The sequence below is a fragment of the Streptosporangium sp. G11 genome (assembly GCF_051192615.1).
In the GTDB taxonomy this organism is placed as follows: domain Bacteria; phylum Actinomycetota; class Actinomycetes; order Streptosporangiales; family Streptosporangiaceae; genus Streptosporangium.
Map to the genome: position 1 here is coordinate 74,031 of NZ_JBPJUQ010000020.1, position 16,246 is coordinate 90,276.

Annotated in this window: 12 protein-coding genes and 1 tRNA gene; 4 read left to right on the forward strand and 9 right to left on the reverse strand. The window is 71.0% G+C overall.

Features of this window, described 5'->3' with window-relative positions; all coding sequences use genetic code 11:
- Window positions 1-17 precede the first annotated feature (17 nt).
- Genes ACSDR0_RS20435 through ACSDR0_RS20445 form a run of 3 tightly spaced genes read right to left on the reverse strand, consistent with a single transcriptional unit; the run spans window position 18 to window position 3,249 of the window.
- Entirely contained in the window at window positions 18-782 is a 765-nt protein-coding gene (locus tag ACSDR0_RS20435; RefSeq protein ID WP_435290439.1) for an ABC transporter permease, read from the reverse strand.
- Window positions 779-2,335 carry a hypothetical protein gene (locus tag ACSDR0_RS20440; RefSeq protein WP_435290440.1) on the reverse strand — a complete coding sequence of 519 codons (1,557 nt, stop codon included), beginning with the start codon at window positions 2,333-2,335 and terminating at the stop codon, window positions 779-781. Before ACSDR0_RS20440 ends, ACSDR0_RS20435 begins: the two co-directional genes overlap by 4 nt.
- Entirely contained in the window at window positions 2,332-3,249 is a 918-nt protein-coding gene (locus ACSDR0_RS20445) for an ATP-binding cassette domain-containing protein (RefSeq protein WP_435290441.1), read from the reverse strand. Before ACSDR0_RS20445 ends, ACSDR0_RS20440 begins: the two co-directional genes overlap by 4 nt.
- A gap of 87 nt (window positions 3,250-3,336) precedes the next feature.
- Between ACSDR0_RS20445 and ACSDR0_RS20450 the strand changes: the two genes are divergently transcribed.
- The gene (locus ACSDR0_RS20450; protein ID WP_435290442.1) at window positions 3,337-4,524 is read left to right on the forward strand and encodes a sensor histidine kinase; all 1,188 of its coding nucleotides are present in this window, start codon (window positions 3,337-3,339) and stop codon (window positions 4,522-4,524) included.
- On the forward strand, window positions 4,521-5,201 hold the full coding sequence (locus ACSDR0_RS20455) for a response regulator transcription factor (RefSeq protein WP_435290443.1): 681 nt from the start codon (window positions 4,521-4,523) through the stop codon (window positions 5,199-5,201). Before ACSDR0_RS20450 ends, ACSDR0_RS20455 begins: the two co-directional genes overlap by 4 nt.
- A 47-nt stretch (window positions 5,202-5,248) precedes the next feature.
- Here ACSDR0_RS20455 and ACSDR0_RS20460 read toward each other — a convergent pair whose 3' ends face one another.
- From ACSDR0_RS20460 to ACSDR0_RS20475, 4 genes are read right to left on the reverse strand one after another with little or no spacing between them, the layout of a single operon-like run.
- The gene (locus ACSDR0_RS20460) at window positions 5,249-7,042 is read right to left on the reverse strand and encodes a hypothetical protein (protein ID WP_435290444.1); all 1,794 of its coding nucleotides are present in this window, start codon (window positions 7,040-7,042) and stop codon (window positions 5,249-5,251) included.
- A 14-nt stretch (window positions 7,043-7,056) separates the two neighbouring features.
- Complete coding sequence (locus ACSDR0_RS20465) at window positions 7,057-8,988, reverse strand: hypothetical protein (protein WP_435290445.1); 1,932 nt, start codon at window positions 8,986-8,988, stop codon at window positions 7,057-7,059.
- A gap of 20 nt (window positions 8,989-9,008) precedes the next feature.
- A complete protein-coding gene (locus tag ACSDR0_RS20470) occupies window positions 9,009-10,004 on the reverse strand; it encodes a hypothetical protein (RefSeq protein ID WP_435290446.1) in 996 nt (331 codons plus the stop codon).
- Between the two features lie 23 nt (window positions 10,005-10,027).
- Window positions 10,028-11,479 carry a hypothetical protein gene (locus tag ACSDR0_RS20475; protein ID WP_435290447.1) on the reverse strand — a complete coding sequence of 484 codons (1,452 nt, stop codon included), beginning with the start codon at window positions 11,477-11,479 and terminating at the stop codon, window positions 10,028-10,030.
- Between the two features lie 307 nt (window positions 11,480-11,786).
- On the opposite strand from ACSDR0_RS20475, the gene ACSDR0_RS20480 reads away from it, so the two are divergent.
- Both ACSDR0_RS20480 and ACSDR0_RS20485 read left to right on the forward strand, forming a co-directional pair.
- Entirely contained in the window at window positions 11,787-13,187 is a 1,401-nt protein-coding gene (locus ACSDR0_RS20480) for a DUF4407 domain-containing protein (RefSeq protein ID WP_435290448.1), read from the forward strand.
- Window positions 13,188-13,193: 6 nt separating this feature from the next.
- Window positions 13,194-15,011, forward strand: coding sequence for a protein kinase domain-containing protein (locus tag ACSDR0_RS20485; RefSeq protein WP_435290449.1), 1,818 nt, complete (start codon window positions 13,194-13,196; stop codon window positions 15,009-15,011).
- 56 nt (window positions 15,012-15,067) lie between these two features.
- Here the strand turns inward: ACSDR0_RS20485 and ACSDR0_RS20490 are convergent.
- Window positions 15,068-15,141: transfer RNA gene (locus tag ACSDR0_RS20490), tRNA-Lys, on the reverse strand.
- Between the two features lie 684 nt (window positions 15,142-15,825).
- A complete protein-coding gene (locus tag ACSDR0_RS20495; protein ID WP_435290450.1) occupies window positions 15,826-16,221 on the reverse strand; it encodes an OsmC family protein in 396 nt (131 codons plus the stop codon).
- Window positions 16,222-16,246: the final 25 nt, after the last annotated feature.

Consider the following 16,246-nt stretch of genomic DNA (forward strand, 5'->3'; position numbering starts at 1 on the left):
GAGGGCTCCTCCCCTCCTCAGGCATCGCGTGCCCGGAACAGCAGCCCGCCGCCCAGGAGTGCCGCGGCGGCCCACGCGGCCAGCACGCCCAGGCCGGCCCATGGGTGCAGGGGCAGGCCGGACAGGGAGGTCGTCGCCTGGACGGCGAGCCCGGCGTTCATCGGTGAGATCTTCCACAGGAACTCGGCGACGTCCGCGTCGGGGACGACGAGGATGATGGCCGGGAAGAGATAGAGCAGACCGAGAACGACGCCGATGGCGGTCGCGGAGTCCCGTACGGCGGTGGCGACGCCCAGGCTGAACAGGGCGATCAGCGCGAGATAGAGGACCGAGCCGAAGGCGGCGCGCAGCATCGGCTCGCCGGTGAGGGCCGGCAGCTCAGAGGCGAAGCCGTTGCCGCGCAGGATGCGCCACCCGGCCGCCACGGACGCGAGCACGGCGACGCTCCCCGCTGCCAGCGTCAGCCCGGTGAGGACGACGGCCTTGGCGGCCAGAACGCCGATCCGCCCCGGCATCGCCGCCAGGGTGGTGCGGATCATGCCGGTGCCGAACTCGCCGCTGACAGCCGGTACGACCAGAACGGCGACGACCGCCTGGCCAGCCTGGATCCCGAAGAGGCTGATCCTGGCGGGGTCGTAGCCGCAACCGGCCGAGGTGCAGGACACGACGGCGGCCGCCGCGACGCTCACGGCGACGGTCAGCGCGACGAGGGCGAGCAGGAGCCGGCCGGTTCCCGGCAGCGTGCGGAGTTTCGTCCATTCCGCGTGCACGTGCCGTCTCATGCGTCCCTCCGGCGCAGTTGCACGACGGCCAGGCCGAGGGCGAGCGCGGCGTAGCCGGCCGACACGGCGAAGCCCGCCCACGGCGCCAGCGGGTAGAAGCCGGCGATGGGCGCGTAGTGACCGGGCACGTGGGCGTACTCCGGGATGCTCTGCTGGATCGCGAAACCCGCGGCCGGGGTGACGCGCAGCAGCCACCGCGCCGCGGTGTCGGGCAGGACGGAGGTGGTCGCGAGGACGTACGGGACCACGATCAGCACGATGGCGGTGACGACCGCCCCGACGCTGCGCCGGAACAGGGCGCCGATGGCGAGGGCCAGCACGGCGGCGACGGCGAGCAGTGCCGCCGTGCCGACGACGACCCGCACCTCGGTGAGCCAGGACACCGGAAGGACGACGTTGCCGTTGGCGCGCAGGATCCGGGTACCGAAGGTGAGCGTGATCGAGGTGGCGGCGAGCCCGGCGGCGAAGGTGACCGTGCCGATCGTGAGGGCCTTGGCCACCAGCATCCGGCCGCGGTGCGGGATGGCGGTCAGGGTGGTGTGGATGAGCCCGCGCCGGTATTCGGCGGTGACGAACATCACCGCCACTACGATCACCACGATCAGCCCGGTCAACACGCCCGTGAGGGTGCGCTCGACGGGCTGGCCCTCGATGGACGGGGCGATGTCGCCGACCCCGGTGACGCTGAACGTGCCGCCGGACACGCTCGCGCGGCCCGGGTGGTGGGACGACCCGTCGGGCGCCTTCGTGACGCCTATGTCGTCGTCGCGCCACGCGCCGCCGGGCGTCTCGCCCTCCAGGCCGACCCGGTCGAAGACGGCGGTGGCCTCGGTGAAGCGCGCCGCCGAGATGGACCCGCCGAGATCTCCCCGCGTGACCGTCAGGTCGCCGGGGGAGGTGACGAACAGCCCGATCTCGACCGTGGCCGGCAGTCCCGGCAGGCGGGCGGTGCCGACCTCGGCCCAGTCGGCGCCGTCGGCGGACTCGTATCCGGTGAGGGTGTCGCCGGAGCGGGTCAGTCGCAGCCAGCGCGGGGAGTCCTTCGACACGCCTCCCGGACGGCCGGCGACGTCGTTGGTGAAGTCGTGCTGCATCCGCACCCCGTGCGCGCCGGTGATCATCACCGCCGCGTAGGCCGAACCCCGCCCGGTGCCGTTCTTGACCATGACTCCGGCCTTGGCCCACGGCACGACTCCGGGAACGACGTTCCTGACCCCCGGGGTGACGTCGGGCTTGCGGATCTGGCCGGTCATGGAGGTCACCCGGGCGGTGATGCCGCCGTTGCCGGCCAGCGTCCGATGCACGAAGTAGAACTTGTCCTCCACCGCCTCGCCGCCCGGCCCCACGGGAACCGCGGGACAGGCGGTCTCGGTGGGGCCGCTGTCGCAGGAGGTATGGCTGCCCGAGGCGGACAGCAGGCCGAGCAGCACGATGACCAGCGCTCCCGCGATCATGGTGATCACCCAGCCGCGGACGGTCCTGAACTTGGTCCACTCGGCACGCAGCAGCCGGGCCGGGCCGCCCTGTCCTGAGCGGTTCACGGCGGTGGTCATCGCGCCGCCCCCCGGAACTCGACGGCGTCCCTGGTGAGCCCCAGGTACGCCTCCTCCAGCGTCGCGCGGTGGGCGGTGACCTCGGAGAACGGCACCGCGCCGGCGTTGAGCAGTGCCACGATCCGCTCGGCCGGCAATCCGGAGACGACGAGCGTGTCGTGTCCGGCGGCGGTCACGTCGGCGCCCGCGTGGGCCAGCGCCGACATCGCGTGCTCGCGTGCCGTCGTGCGCAGCGTGACGCGGCCCTTGGAGGTGGCGGCGATCAGGCCGGCCACGCTGGTGTCGGTGATGACCCGGCCGCGGCCGACCACCACGAGATGGTCGGCGGTGTCCTGCAGCTCGCTCATGAGGTGACTGGAGATCAGCACGGCGCGTCCTTCGGCGGCCAGCGAGCGCAGGAAACCGCGGATCCACACGATGCCTTCGGGGTCGAGGCCGTTGACCGGTTCGTCCAGCATGAGCATCGGCGGGTCGCCGAGCAGCGCCGCGGCGATCCCGAGCCGTTGGCACATGCCCAGCGAGAAGCCGCCCGCCTTGCGCCGGGCGGCCGAGGTCAGCCCGACCTGCTCCAGCACCTCGTCCACCCGCCCGCCGCCCAGCCCCTGGGAGTGGGCCAGCCACAGCAGATGGTTGCGCGCGCTGCGGCCGGGCTGCAGCGCGGAGGCGTCCAGCAGCGCGCCGACGTGGCGCAGGGGGTCGCGCAGGCTGGTGTAGGGCCGCCCGCCGACCAGCGCGTGGCCCTCGTCGGCCGCGTCCAGGCCGAGGATCACCCGCATGGTGGTGGACTTTCCCGCGCCGTTGGGCCCGACGAACCCGGTGACCCGTCCCGGCTGGACGGTGAAGGACATGCCGTCCAGTGCCAGGGTCCGGCCGAACCGCTTGCGCAGCCCGGACACTTCGATGGTTGCTTGCATGCGTCCGTTTGTACGGAGAAGGCGCTAACACCGGCCGAACGGAGGCTGTCATACCGCTGTTAGGCCCGGCACGGCATCCTGGACCCCATGAGAAAGTGGCGACGCCGGGCACGTACCGTACGACTGCGCTTCACCGTTCTGTACGGCGTCATGTTCCTGCTGTCCGGCGTCGGCCTGCTGGTCATCACCAACCTCGTGGGGCTCGGAGGGGCGCGGGTCACCCGGCCCGTGCCCCCCGGGACTCCGCAGGTCGAGCCCGCCACGCTCGCCGCCGCCTCCGAGCGCATCGCATGGCTCCAGGCCCAGCTTTCGGACACGCACGCGGCCCAGTCGCGCCAGCTCCTGATCGGCTCGGTGGTGGCCCTCGCGGTCATGGGGGTGGTGTCGGTCGTGCTGGGCCGGGTCGTCGCGGGCCGGGTGCTGCGCCCGCTGCGGATGATCACTACCGCCACCCGGCGGATCTCCGCCGACAACCTGCACGAGCGGCTGGCCGCGCGGGGCCCGGCCGACGAGGTCAAGGATCTCGCCGACACCATCGACGAGCTGCTGGAACGGCTGGAGGGCTCGTTCGCCGCACAGCGCCGGTTCGTGGCCAACGCCTCCCACGAGCTCCGCACCCCGCTGGCCACCATGCGCGCGTCCCTGGACGTGGCCCTGGCCAAGCCGGAGCCCGTACCGGCGCAGACCGTCGCGCTGGCCGACCGGCTCCGCACCGAGCTCGACCAGATCGACCGGCTCCTTGAGGGCTTCCTCATGCTCGCCCGCACCCAGCACGGCGCCCCGGCCGACCATACGACGCTGTCACTCGGCCGTCTCGCGACCGCCGCCCTGGACGCCAGGACCGCCGACATCGCCGCCAAGGGCCTGACCTCCGTTCACGCCCTGAGCGCCGACGACAGCGCGTGGACGCGGGGAAACAGGACCCTCCTCACCCGCATGATCGACAACGTCGTCGACAACGCCATCACCCACAACCACCAGGGCGGCTGGATCCGCCTCGCCACCACCACCGACGGCACGACGGCCCGGCTCTCCGTCGAGACCGGAGGGCGCGTTCTCGACCAGGGGCAGGTCGATCGGCTGGCCCAGCCCTTCCAGCGGCTCGGCGCCGACCGCACCCGCTCCGGCGACGGCTCCGGGCTCGGCCTGTCGATCGTCGCGGCCATCGCCGCCGCGCACGGCGGCGCCCTCGACCTGCGGGCACGGCCGGAAGGCGGCCTGCGAGTCGCCATCTCGCTGCCCCTGGCGGCCGCTCCGGCGAAGGTTCCGGCATGAGGGTGCTCGTGGTCGAGGACGCCCGCTCCCTCGCCGACGTACTCGTCGAAGGTCTGAGTGATCAGGGCATGGCCACGGACGTGGCGTACGACGGCCTGGAGGCCGCCGCCAAACTCGACCTCAACGCCTACGACGTGGTCGTCCTTGACCGCGACCTGCCGGGCATCCACGGCGACGCGCTCTGCCAGATGATCACCGAGCGCGACGACCGCGTCATGGTCCTGATGCTGACCGCCGCCGACTCGCCCGTCGACCGGGTCGCGGGCCTGACCCTGGGGGCCGACGACTACCTGACCAAGCCCTTCCACTTCCCGGAACTGGTGCTGCGCATCCGCTCCCTGGCCCGCCGCCGGCCCTCCGCCCGGCCCCGCACGCTGCGCGCGGCCGGCATCGAGCTCGACCCGCTGCGCCGCACCGCCACCCGCGACGGCCGTCACCTGGACCTGTCGGTCAAGGAGTTCGCCCTCCTCGAAGCCCTCCTCCGCTCCGCCCCCGCCTTCCTCAGCGCCGAGGACCTGCTCGAACAGGTGTGGGACGAGCACGCGAACCCCCTGACCAACACCGTCACGGTCACCATCGGCCGCCTCCGCCGCAAACTCGGCGAACCCTCGGCCATCACCACCACGCCCGGGGTGGGGTATCGGATCACGGCCCTCGATCCTCACGGAGATCCGTGATCCGACCATCCGGCCGGGCTCCCCCTCGGGGGAACCTCGAACAGGCCCTACGCGCGTTTGCGGTACGTGAACCCGAGGCGGCGCAGGAGTGAGAAGTCGGCGTCGGGCTTCTCCGGCCCGGAAACGCCCGTCCACGAAGGGCCGGAGGGCTCCGGGGTGTCGTGTTCGGCCTGGAACTTCTCGAAGGTCTTCGCCGTGATGCCCCCCTGGTCGAGGAGCTTGCGGAAGACGAGCTGCGTGAGCAGCCGGTGGGCGGGGGCGTCACACAGCAGTGCGAGCGCGGCGAGCAGCGGCACCGACAACACCTCGGCGTGAGAGGTGAAAGCCTCCCGCAGCTCGTCGGAGTCGAGGGACGGGCCGTAGTCGGCCACCAGCAGGACGAGGCACCTCTCGAACTGGCTGTCCGCGTCGGTCCCGTCGAGCCGCTCGACGGCGGTCATGAGCCGTGCCCGGCCCCGCAACGCCGCGCCGATACCGGCCCGCTGGAAGGGGTCGGCCCAGCGGGCCGCGAGCTCCGAGCACACCAGCCGCACGACGGACGTGTCGATCGGCTCCCGCTCCCCCGCCTCGACCAGTTTCTCGACGGACAGCGACGCGAGGGCCGGCGCGGAGCGGTGCGGGTCGAGGCGGTCGGCGATCCTCAACGTGACGGTCGGATCGGCCGCCGGCATCCGGGACAGCGCGGTCAGCAGCCGTGCGGGAATCGGGTCCACGTCCTCAAGGATCTGGTCGAGCCCGTCGACGGTGAGCCGGGGCCCGTAGGCCACGCTCAGCACCAGATCGTAGAGATGCTCCTGAACCGCCGGGACCAGGGCGGGACTCGGGGACAGGAGGCGGCGGTCACTGACGATGTTGCGCCGGCGACGCGCGCTGCCGTTCACGGCGGCCGAATCCCGCAGCGCGTCGAGCCGGGCCAGGTGGCCGGGGATCAGGCCGGCCTGCCCGTACTCGAGGCTGTCGGCGCAGGCGATCAACAGGTCGTCGATCGACATGTGGGAGGACTCCCCGCCGGACTCGGCGATCGGAAGGACGGCCGCCAGGGTCTCCGTGGAGAACTTCCTCTGCTCGGTCTCCCGGGCGAATCGCCTGATCAGTCCGGCGAGTCCGTCCTCCATCCTGCTCGTCAGCATCTCGTGATAGCGGTGGGCGACGGCGTGGCTCGCGGGAACGTTCACCTCCTGCCTCCAGGTGATGTTGAACACGTCCTCCGACGGGTGGTCGGCGAAGAACAGCCTGCTGCGGTGCGTGGCCGTGAGAGGAGCCCACGTCGAGGCGATCAGCTTGGTCCTGAAGCCGTACGGGAGCAGCGCGACCACCGTGTCCAGGAACCGGAGCCGGTCGAGCAGCGACGCCCGGCCGCCTTCGACGACGCAGACCCGTCCATCGGTGAGCAGAAGGGCCGCCGCGCCCGTGACGGTCTGATCCACGGCCTCGGCGGTGGCCTCGGCGTCCAGTGCCGGTGGGGTGACGACGAGCGGGGCGCCGTCGGGTGGCAGCCTCTTGTTCTCCAGCGCCTGATAGAGCCCCTCGTAGGAGACGGGGCCGAGGGCGGCCTGCGCGTAGGGGACACAGAAGCAGCGGGTGACCGCTATCCTCCGGCCCAGCCCGTCGAACGTGCCGGACCACTCCTGGACGGCCAGGAAGAGGTGCGCGTCCCCGTCGGCGCCCGCCCTGGCGATCGTCACCTGGGGAAGCTCCCTGGGGGTCGTCATCGCGTACCGCTCGACAAGCTTGGAGAAGCCCGAGGCGCCGATCCGTCCCTGGCTGCAGGACAGGACCTCGGGCAGGCCCTTGCTCCCCGGGGACATGCCCCACAACGCCCACTCGACGGTTATCGGCATGGCCGGCCTCCCACTCAGGAACCCGGGACCGGGATGAGCATGAAGAACTCCACCAGCGCGATGATCGCGAGCACGATGATCACGACGTACAGGGTGAAGGGCGGGACGAGGGGTTTGGCCCCGCTGCCCCGGCGCCCGCGTCCGAACCACCTCTTCCGCGGCGGAGCGGCGGCGGTCAGATGGCTCACGCCGGACTCGGATTCGAGCAGCCGCCTCTCGACCTCCTCGAAGATCTTGCGGTCGAGCCCCGAGTCGCGCACGAGATTGATGACGGACTTCTTCAGGGCCTCCCCCGCGCCCGCGCCGAACAGGGACACCGCGGCGGCGACCAGCACCGCCGACCGTCCGCCCGGTGAGCGGAAGACCTCCTCGAACTGCTTGAGGTGGAATTCCTGCCCGTAGGCCGCCCTCAGCAGGTCGCAGGACCAGTCGAACTGGGCGCGGTCCCCGGCCGGATGGAGCGCGCTGATCGCGTCGGTGAGATAGCGGTGCTCGCGCAGGACCTCGGCGATCTCCGGGTCCTCGGCATGGCCGTTGCCCCGCCTGACGAGCTCGTCACAGGCGATCTTCACCACGCGCATGTCATAGGGCTGCCGCGCGGCCACCGCGACCAGTTCCCTGGTCTGCAGCGGCTTGAGCATCTCCTCCAGCTCCTCCCGGCCCAGCTCGTAGGCCGTCTTCATGGAGGCGACCGGATCGGGAGGGGATCTGCGGACGATCGCCGTCGCCGACGCCCTGGCCGGCGGGGCCACCTCCTGGGTGACCCCGTCCATCTGCGCGGACGTGGCCGCCAGACCGTATCCGGCCATCCGGATCACCTCGTGCAGGAAGGCCTCCAGCTCCTCGGGCAGGCCGTCTTTCGGCAACAGCAGCTGCCGGTCCCTGATGATCTTCTGGTAGCGGGCCCGCTCGTCGTCCGAGATCGTCAGCCCGCGGCTCGCGACAACGCCGTCCAGCCTGTCGAGGACGTCCCTGATCTCAGCCGTCCCCCCGCGTTCGAGGGCGTCGGCGCACTCGGTCAGCAGCCCTTCCACCGGCTCCCGGGCGGGCGCCCGGGCGGGCGCCTGGGCGGGCGCGGGCATGAGCGCCAGTACGGGCGAGGGCTTGAACCCCCGCAGAAGGTCCAGCGCGCGGGACCTGCCGTTCTTGCCGAACGTGAGCGGTTCGGTCCGCGAGGCGAGCCAGGCGACCAGGTCGGCGTCCAGGGCGTGACGCGCCAGCAGGGTGAGGTAGCCGCGCGCGTCCTCCTCGTGAGGGGGGATCTCCGCCAGCTGTCCCCAGGCGATCGGGTATGTCCTGGCCGGGACGTGCTGGCTGAACGCGAGCCTGATCTTGTGGTCGGCGGTGCTGCTGGCCCAGGTGGACGCCGTCAGCCTCGCGCGCATGCCGTACGGGAGCAGCGCGGCCACCGTGTCGATGAATCGCAGGCGCTCGACCGTCGAAACGGCCTCGCCGCCCACGACGCAGACGTGCTGGCCGGTCATGAGCAGCGCGGCCGTGCACATGACCGTCCCGTCGATCCTGGCCGCCACCGCGTCGGAGTCGAGCGTGGGAACGGAGACGACGAGCTGCCTGTCCGTGGGCAGCGGGCACACCGCGAGAGCCTGGTGGAGGTCTTCGTAGGACACGGGAAGGGGCGGCTGGGTGACGCGGGCGTACGGCACGCAGAAGTAGTGGGTGCGGGCGATCCTGCGGCGCCGCCTGTCTTCCTCGTCCGACCAGTTCTGGATGGCCAGAACCAGATGCGCGTCGTCACCGCTGCCCACCCACGCGATCATGATCTGGGGCAGCTCCTCCGGAGTGCCGATCGTGTAGACGGTCCTGATCTCCTCGAAGTCGTAGCGGCTGAGCAGCCCCTGGCTGCAGGCGAGGATCTTGTAGTCGTCACCGCTGCCGGGGAGCTTTCCTCCCACCGCCCATTCGAACGGCAGCTGCACCGTGCTCATCGGCCAGTCCTCCTGATCGGCTACGGCGCGGAAATCCGCTGTCCGAGCCAGAGCATCGGCTCCATCACATTGATGGGACGCACTTCACCGCGTATCCGAAGCTCGGTGTTGTACTTGGTCTCGGAGGCCGGCTGACCGTCCGAGGACTCGGAAACCGTTGGAACAAGATTCTGATAGTCGTCCATGTCGAAGAGTTTGTTTCTGGGGCCGACGTAGAAGCCGATCGACGAGGTGACAAAGTACCTAATTCGGTCTTCACGGAAAAATCGCCCAATAGCATTCAGTACCATATCCGCGTTTCCGCTGGCCGATACCCTGCACAGCTGCTGGAACAGCTCCTTCGCGTCCTCGTTGGCCACCCGGGGGAACCCGAAGGGATCCTCGGGGTCGGTCGTCAGCAGCCTCAGCCGCTTCGCCGTCTCCAGCACCTTGAAGTCGTCGAACTTGGTGATGCAGACCGCGAGATAGTGCGGCAGCCTGCCGTCCGTCATCTCGGACCCGGCGATCACCTGCTCGGCGAGCTGGGCCAGGGCTCCGTAGAGGTACTCGAACGCGTCGCCGTCCTCGTTCTCCCTGATGGGGTCGAAGAGGAAGACGATGCCCCTGCTGTGCACCAGGTTGTGGAGCAGGTCCTGCTGGGAGGTGCCGGCCCCCCCTCGCTGGTTGCCGAAGGCGCCGCCCGGCGGGTCGAGCAGGTTGATGCCGATCTTGAGGGCGCGGGCCGCCCTCGACCTGCGGAACCAGCGGGCACGCCGCGCGGACCGCCCGACCAGGAACCAGTTGTATTTGTCCAGGCCCTGTGTCGCCGGAGGGAACACCTTGTCCCGCGACAGCGCCGCGGTCTTCTCCGTCAGGAAGCTGGTGGACTGGGCGTCCGCGCCCACGACGCTCCAGTCGCCTTCCTGGCGCAGGAGGGCGATGTTGAGTGCGGCGAGAAGCGTGGTCTTGCCGCTGCCCGGAGCGCCCCACATCGCGATGTTGGGCAGCGAATGCCCGGCTCCGACGTCGGGAGCCATACGCTGCCCGCTCCATATGTTCGTCATGGCACCTCGATCAGAGGGAAGGGAATCGGTTGGTCCTGGGGCGCCGCCAGCCCGAGCTCGGCGCCGAACTCTCGGATGTCCAGGGCGTTCAGCCAGGTCAGCGCCGTCGCGCCCAGGCGGGACCAGACGGGGTCGGTCTTCCCGACGTCCCGGTCGCAGATCGCTCCGAACGCCATGCCCGGATGCTGTTCGAGCCGGCGCAGCAGCGCGTGCCAGTCATGCCGGTGCGGGCAGGGCAGGATCGTCCCGTTCACCCTGGCCGGATGCGGCGACCGGTCGCCGACCGTGAGCAGCACCGTGCGCTCGGCCTCCCCCTCGGCGACCCGGCCGGCCACCACGGCGAGCATGTCCTCCAGCTGCGCGCCGTGCGGGTGGCCCTCCGGTGCCGGGTCGCGCTCCTCCAGGCGGGTCAGCGAGGCGAGGGCGTGCCCGGGAGGGACCAGCCAGTCCACGACCTCGACCTCCCCCTCGGGAACCCTCCGGTCGTAGGAGTGCGCGCCGTAGGCGACCAGTGACACCCGGAGAGGGGCGGAGGGACCCGCGGACATCCTCGCGATCATCTGGCGGAGGCGGCCGAGCCGCTCCGCGACCTCCCCCGGAGCGCCGCTGATCTCGACCGCGCAGATCAGGTGCTGCGAACCGGTCCGGGTGTCGAGCCGGCGCGGCACCGCGGCGACCAGGTCGGCCCAGCTGCGGTCGTCGTCCGCCATGCCCGGCAGGCCGAAGAAACGGACCCGGCCCGGCCTCTCCAGCTCGACCGTGAAATCGTAACGGCCGGGGACGAGGTGCGCGGACTGCAGCGACAGCAGCAGCGGGCTCCGGCCCCAGGCCACCACGGCGAAGGCGGTGCCCCTCTCGTCACCCACCCCGCAGCGGGCGGTGACCTCGGTGACCGCGCCGGGCCTGGCCCCGATGCCGAACAGCTGGTGAGCGGCGAGTTCGAGGCCGCCCGTCACCGCGCTCCGTTTCAGCACGACCAGCTCGTACGGGCGGTCCAGCGGGTCGTTCCGGACGACCTCGCGCAGCAGCGCGTCGACCCGCACGTCCGCCTGGACGAAGACCATCGCCTCCGGGCACGCCGCGTGCAGCCAGGCGAGCGCCTGCCCGGCCAGCGGGCTGTCGGGAAAGGAGCACACGAGGATCAGCGCGGCGTGGGAGTGAACGCCCGCGGCGCGGATGACGGCCTCCTCGGTGGGGTCCTGCCGCGTGAGATCACGCCGCGCGGGGTCGCGCCCGGTGTCGTCCCACCTGCGCTCGCCCACCAGGGAGCTCCACGGGATCACCGGGTCGAACCGGCAGCGCGGCCTGCCCAGGTCGTCGCGGCGCAGGTCGAAGGTGGTGATCCCGTCGACGGCCACCTCCACCACGGCCAGCCGCCCGGACTCGTCGAGCCCCGCGACCGCCCCGGCGAGGGCCTTGCGGAGCAGAACCTCACCCGGCTCGGTCACCTGAAGGCCTCCGTAACGCGTCTAAAGAAAGGCATGACCCACTGCCGGCACGACGGCTCTGCCCGCCACCCGGAATCTCCTCGGCGAATTCCCGAACACCTGCGGTGTAATTCCCTTTCCGCCTTTTGTCAACGTCGCGCCGGCCCCACAATGATCACCTCCGGGATGTCCCACGGACTTGATTTCCCTGCGGTATAAGGAATCACACCTTACGGAATTATAATAGTGTCCGTGTCATGGCGACGCTCCCCGCCCATGATCTAAAGTTCATAGCCGCGAGTTCGAGCGCCATTCGGAAGGGGAATAGATGAGGACACTCCTGATTGCCCTGTCCGGCGCCCGCCCGGAAATCTTGAAGCTCTGCCCGACCGAGCAGGGAAAATTCGAGGGCATCGGCGGAGCGGTGCTCACCACCAGCGTGCTGGCCGTCGTGTCGATGACGTTCGCCCTGAACTCCGCGCTCGGCGTCTCCCTCGTCCTCGCCATCCCGGCCAGCCTCGTCTGGGGCCTGGCCATCATGAGTCTCGACCGGTGGCTGGTCAGCACCATGCACGCCGACGGGCCGCGCCGCTGGCGGGTGGCCCTGCCGCGGATCCTCATGGCCGTGCTGCTCGGCCTCGTCATCTCCACCCCGCTGGTGCTGCAGATCTTCAAGTCCGAGATCGACTCGCAGATCGTCCAGATCAAGCAGCAACGCGCCAACGACTTCACCGCGCGGCAGAACGCGGGCAGCGTCGCCCAGGAGCTCAACCGCCTCCGCAAGGAGACCGCCGCCCTCCAGAACGTGATCACTTCGAAGGGCGACGTCCCGCTGGATCCCGCCAAGGACCCCAAGGTCAAGTCGCTGACCGCGGAGCGCGACGCCCAGCAGAAGCAGGCGGACAAGCTCTACGACGAGTGGCAGTGCCAGCTCTACGGCGGGAAGGCGTGCCCGCGCAAGGGCAACGGCCCCCTGGCCCAGGCCAGCAAGAGCACCTACGAGAAGGCCAAGAGCCGGGTCGACCTGCTCAACCGGCAGATCGAGGAGCGCAAGTCAGAGCTCACCGCCACGGACGAGAGCAGCAAGAGGGAGCGCCTCGCCCAGGCGACGCAGGCGCTGCCCAAGACCCAGGAGCTGCTCGACGCCGCCGTGCGGCGCCAGAGCGACCTGCAGAACGCGTTCGACGCGGAGAACAAGGCCACCGACGGGCTGCTGATCCGGCTGCAGGCCCTCAACGAGGTTTCCGGCGAGGATGTCACCCTCAGGTCCACCCACCTCCTGCTGTTCCTGCTGTTCCTGCTGATCGAGTGCCTGCCGGTCGCGGTCAAGCTGATGCAGAAGCCGGGCAACTACGAGAGGATTCTCAACCTCGCGGCGAAGCAGGAGTTCCGCGACGCGCGAGACAGTTACAGCTCCCAGTTCGGTTCCTCCATTCCCTCCCCGGGTTCCGCGGCGCGGCCGGACCACGACGACGGCTCCGCATCGATATGGGATATCTGGGAGGAGCCGGACCCGTTGCGCTCCACCCGCAGGGTGCAGGCCCCGGCCGGGCCGTCGAAGACCGCGCACATGACCGACCCGCAGAACTCCGACAACGACCACTACTCCGCCGAGGACGACATGCTGCGCGCGATGCCGAGCACCCGGGTGTTCCGTGGATCCGGCTCCACCGGCCCGGCGGGCGAGCGCCCCGGCAGAATCGAACTGTTCCCCGATGACGACGACTGACCCTGCGTGACCCCCCGAATGGACGGCCGCCTGGTCAATGGCCGCTACCGGCTTCTGTCCGTGATCGGCAGCGGTGGGATGGGCAACGTGTGGCTGGCCGAGGACGAGTTGCTCGGGCGCCGCGTCGCGCTCAAGGAGCTCATCCTGGCCCCGAACGGAGAGCACCTGTCCGTGCGCCGCCGGCGCGTGCTGCGCGAGGCGCGGGCCGCGGCGCGGATCAAGCACCCCGGCATCGTCGAGGTCTACGACATGTTCGTGGAGGACGACCTCTCCTGGATCGTCATGGCCTACGTCAGGGGCCGCTCGCTCCAGGACCTGATCGAGCGCGGCCCCCTCGGCGAGCGCCGGATCGCCGAGATCGGCGGGCGGGTGCTGGCCGCGCTGACCGCCGCGCACCGGGCCGACGTGCTGCACCGTGACGTGAAGCCCGCCAACATCCTGGTCGGCGAGGGAGGTGAGGTGTTCCTCGTCGACTTCGGTATCGCCCACATCGTCGGCGAGAGCCGCCTCACCTCGCAGAACGCCTTCGCGGGCACGCTGGAGTACATGGCGCCGGAACGGATCAACGGCCTTCCCCCGGGGCCGCCCGCCGACCTGTGGTCCCTGGGGGCGACCTTCTTCCACGCCCTGGAGGGATACTCCCCGTTCTTCCGCGGCAACGTGCCGGCCACCATGAAGGCCATCACCTTCGACGACCCTCCCCGCCTCACTCGTACGGGGCCGCTGGCCGACGCGGTCGTCAGGCTGCTGCGCAGGGCCCCCGACCGGCGGATGGACGCGCGGGGACTGGAGGGCATCCTGAGGTCGATCGTCGCCGACCCCCCACCCGCGCCCTCGCCACCCCGTCCCAGGCCCGTGCCCTCACCGCCCGCCCCCGACCCCGCGCCACACCGTCCCAGGCCCGCCCCCTCGCCGCCTCCTTCCGGGCCCGCGCCCTCACCACACCGTCCCAGGCCCGCCCCCTCGCCGCCCCCTTCCGGGCCCGACCCCGCGCCCTCACCACACCGTCCCAGAGCCACCCCCTCGCCGCCTCCTTCCGTGCCCGACCCCGCGCCCTCGCCTCGGCCCGTTCCCCCCGCCACGCCGTCGCCCAGGGCCGCGCCCCCGCCGCTCCCCTCCGGGCCCGCGGGGCGCACGCCGGAGAGACCCGTGGACCTCGGCGTCCTGGCCCCGGCCGAAGCCGCCCGGATCGTCGGCGCCATGGCGACCTCACCCGCCGCGCGGCTGCTCGCCCGCCTCCCCGCGGAGGTCGTCCAGCGGATGCTGGTGCCGATGGAGCCGGACGTCGCGGGGGCGATCCTGCTGGAGCTGTCCGCGGAGAAGGTCGCCTCGATCCTCGACGCGACCCCGGCGAGAACCGCCGGCACCGTGCTGAACGTGATGGCGGCCAGGCGCCAGGAGACCGCCGCGGTGCTGCGGGCGATGGGGACGACCCGCGCGGGCCAGGCGCTGAGCCACGTCGATCCGGGGCGGGGCGGCGCGCTGCTGGGCGCCATCCCCCCCGGCGAGGTCGCGAAGATCCTCGCGTGTACCGCCGCCCGGACCGCGGCCGGCATCGTCCGTGTCCTCGCCGCGACCCCGCTCGCCATCCGCCTGATCGAGACGATGCCCGTGAAAAGGGCGTGCGACGTGCTCGGCTACATGCCTCCGGCCATCATCGCCAGACTGCTCGGATCGTCCTCCGACGGCCGCGCCGACCGCCTGCTCAACGGGCTCGACGACGCCGTACGCGCTCAGGTCCTGCGCCACCTGCACCCGGCGAAGGACCAACGATCAGGTGAGGGACGGGCACGGCGGGAGAATCCGGGTGAGGGCCGGAAATGACTGAGGGCACCTCCGCGATGCGGAAGGTGCCCAGGTCATCGGCTTCAGCCGGTGGGTGCGCCGCCAGGGACTCGAACCCCGGACCCGCTGATTAAGAGTCAGCTGCTCTAACCAACTGAGCTAGCGGCGCTTGCAACGGAGGTAACTCTAGCAGCAGCCTCGGCGCGCTCGCACCCCGGTTGATCCCGTTCGGCCCTTGTCCGCCGCCTGGAATATCCGGTCTGTCCGGGCGCCGTCCGGCCCCGCACAGACTCGGGGCCGGACAGTCCCCCAACTGTCCGGCCCCGGTCTCTTCGCGGGCGTTGCCATCGTCTCCCCCAAGACTCCGGCGGCTCCGCTCAGGAACGCGATCCCCCTCGCGTTCTTATCCGGTGAAAAGTCTCTGCAACGCTCCCCCCGGGCTTCGCAGACCCCTCGACCTGCAACAACACTACCTAGCCAAATGTAACGGGGGCGTCATCCAAAGGTTGATTTTGCGCCTACACCCAACCTTGACCCGGTATCACCGAAGCGCCACCAACCCCGGTGATCGCACGAAAAACCACCATCAAAAGGGCGGTCGTACCGGCCTGAACTCGCGGGCGCGTCGCCTGCGGAGCGGCGCGGTCGCGGCACGGGCCACGGATCTCGGGCACGGGCCGGAGACCCGCCGGCCGACCGGGCCCGCCGGATCGCGGTGACCACCGGGTTCCCGGCGGGTGCCTCAGCGGGCTCCCGGAGGTGCCTTCAGGTTCCCGGGCCCTCAGGTTCCCGAAGCCGTGAGGCTCCCGGGGCCGTCAGGCTCCCGGGATGCCCCCAGATTGCCGGGGCGCCCTCAGGGGAGTTCGAGGTTGATCTCCATGTTGTCCCTCAGGGCCTGGCTCACCGTGCAGTACTTCTCCTCGACGCGGTGGGCCACGGCACGGAGGACCTCGGCGGCCTTCTCGTCGCCCTCGGGCAGCTCCACGTCGTAGGTGATGGTGATCGGCCCCAGCTTGGCCGCCTCGACCTTCTCCGACTGGACGGTCATCGCCAGGCGGACCATGCGGTGGCCACGCTGGGCCGTCAGCGGCTCCACGGTGACGATGTTGCAGCCGCCGAGCGCCACGAGCAGCAGCTCGACGGGGGTGAACACCCCCTGCTCGTCGCCGCCGCCCATGGCGACCTCGGCGCCGCGGTCGTTGCGCGCCACGAACCCGTCCTCGGTCCGCTCCACTCTCACCTGTGCCATGGCGTTCCTCCCCCTGAATCTGCCG

What these genes read in the sequence shown, in the direction of transcription:
- ACSDR0_RS20435 (WP_435290439.1), bottom strand. Translation starts at nt 782, where the DNA reads ATGAGACGGCACGTGCACGCGGAATGGACGAAACTCCGCACGCTGCCG.
- ACSDR0_RS20495 (WP_435290450.1), bottom strand. Translation starts at nt 16,221, where the DNA reads ATGGCACAGGTGAGAGTGGAGCGGACCGAGGACGGGTTCGTGGCGCGC.
- ACSDR0_RS20445 (WP_435290441.1), bottom strand. Translation starts at nt 3,249, where the DNA reads ATGCAAGCAACCATCGAAGTGTCCGGGCTGCGCAAGCGGTTCGGCCGG.
- ACSDR0_RS20450 (WP_435290442.1), top strand. Translation starts at nt 3,337, where the DNA reads ATGAGAAAGTGGCGACGCCGGGCACGTACCGTACGACTGCGCTTCACC.
- ACSDR0_RS20470 (WP_435290446.1), bottom strand. Translation starts at nt 10,004, where the DNA reads ATGGCTCCCGACGTCGGAGCCGGGCATTCGCTGCCCAACATCGCGATG.
- ACSDR0_RS20480 (WP_435290448.1), top strand. Translation starts at nt 11,787, where the DNA reads ATGAGGACACTCCTGATTGCCCTGTCCGGCGCCCGCCCGGAAATCTTG.
- ACSDR0_RS20460 (WP_435290444.1), bottom strand. Translation starts at nt 7,042, where the DNA reads ATGCCGATAACCGTCGAGTGGGCGTTGTGGGGCATGTCCCCGGGGAGC.
- ACSDR0_RS20455 (WP_435290443.1), top strand. Translation starts at nt 4,521, where the DNA reads ATGAGGGTGCTCGTGGTCGAGGACGCCCGCTCCCTCGCCGACGTACTC.
- ACSDR0_RS20440 (WP_435290440.1), bottom strand. Translation starts at nt 2,335, where the DNA reads ATGACCACCGCCGTGAACCGCTCAGGACAGGGCGGCCCGGCCCGGCTG.
- ACSDR0_RS20465 (WP_435290445.1), bottom strand. Translation starts at nt 8,988, where the DNA reads ATGAGCACGGTGCAGCTGCCGTTCGAATGGGCGGTGGGAGGAAAGCTC.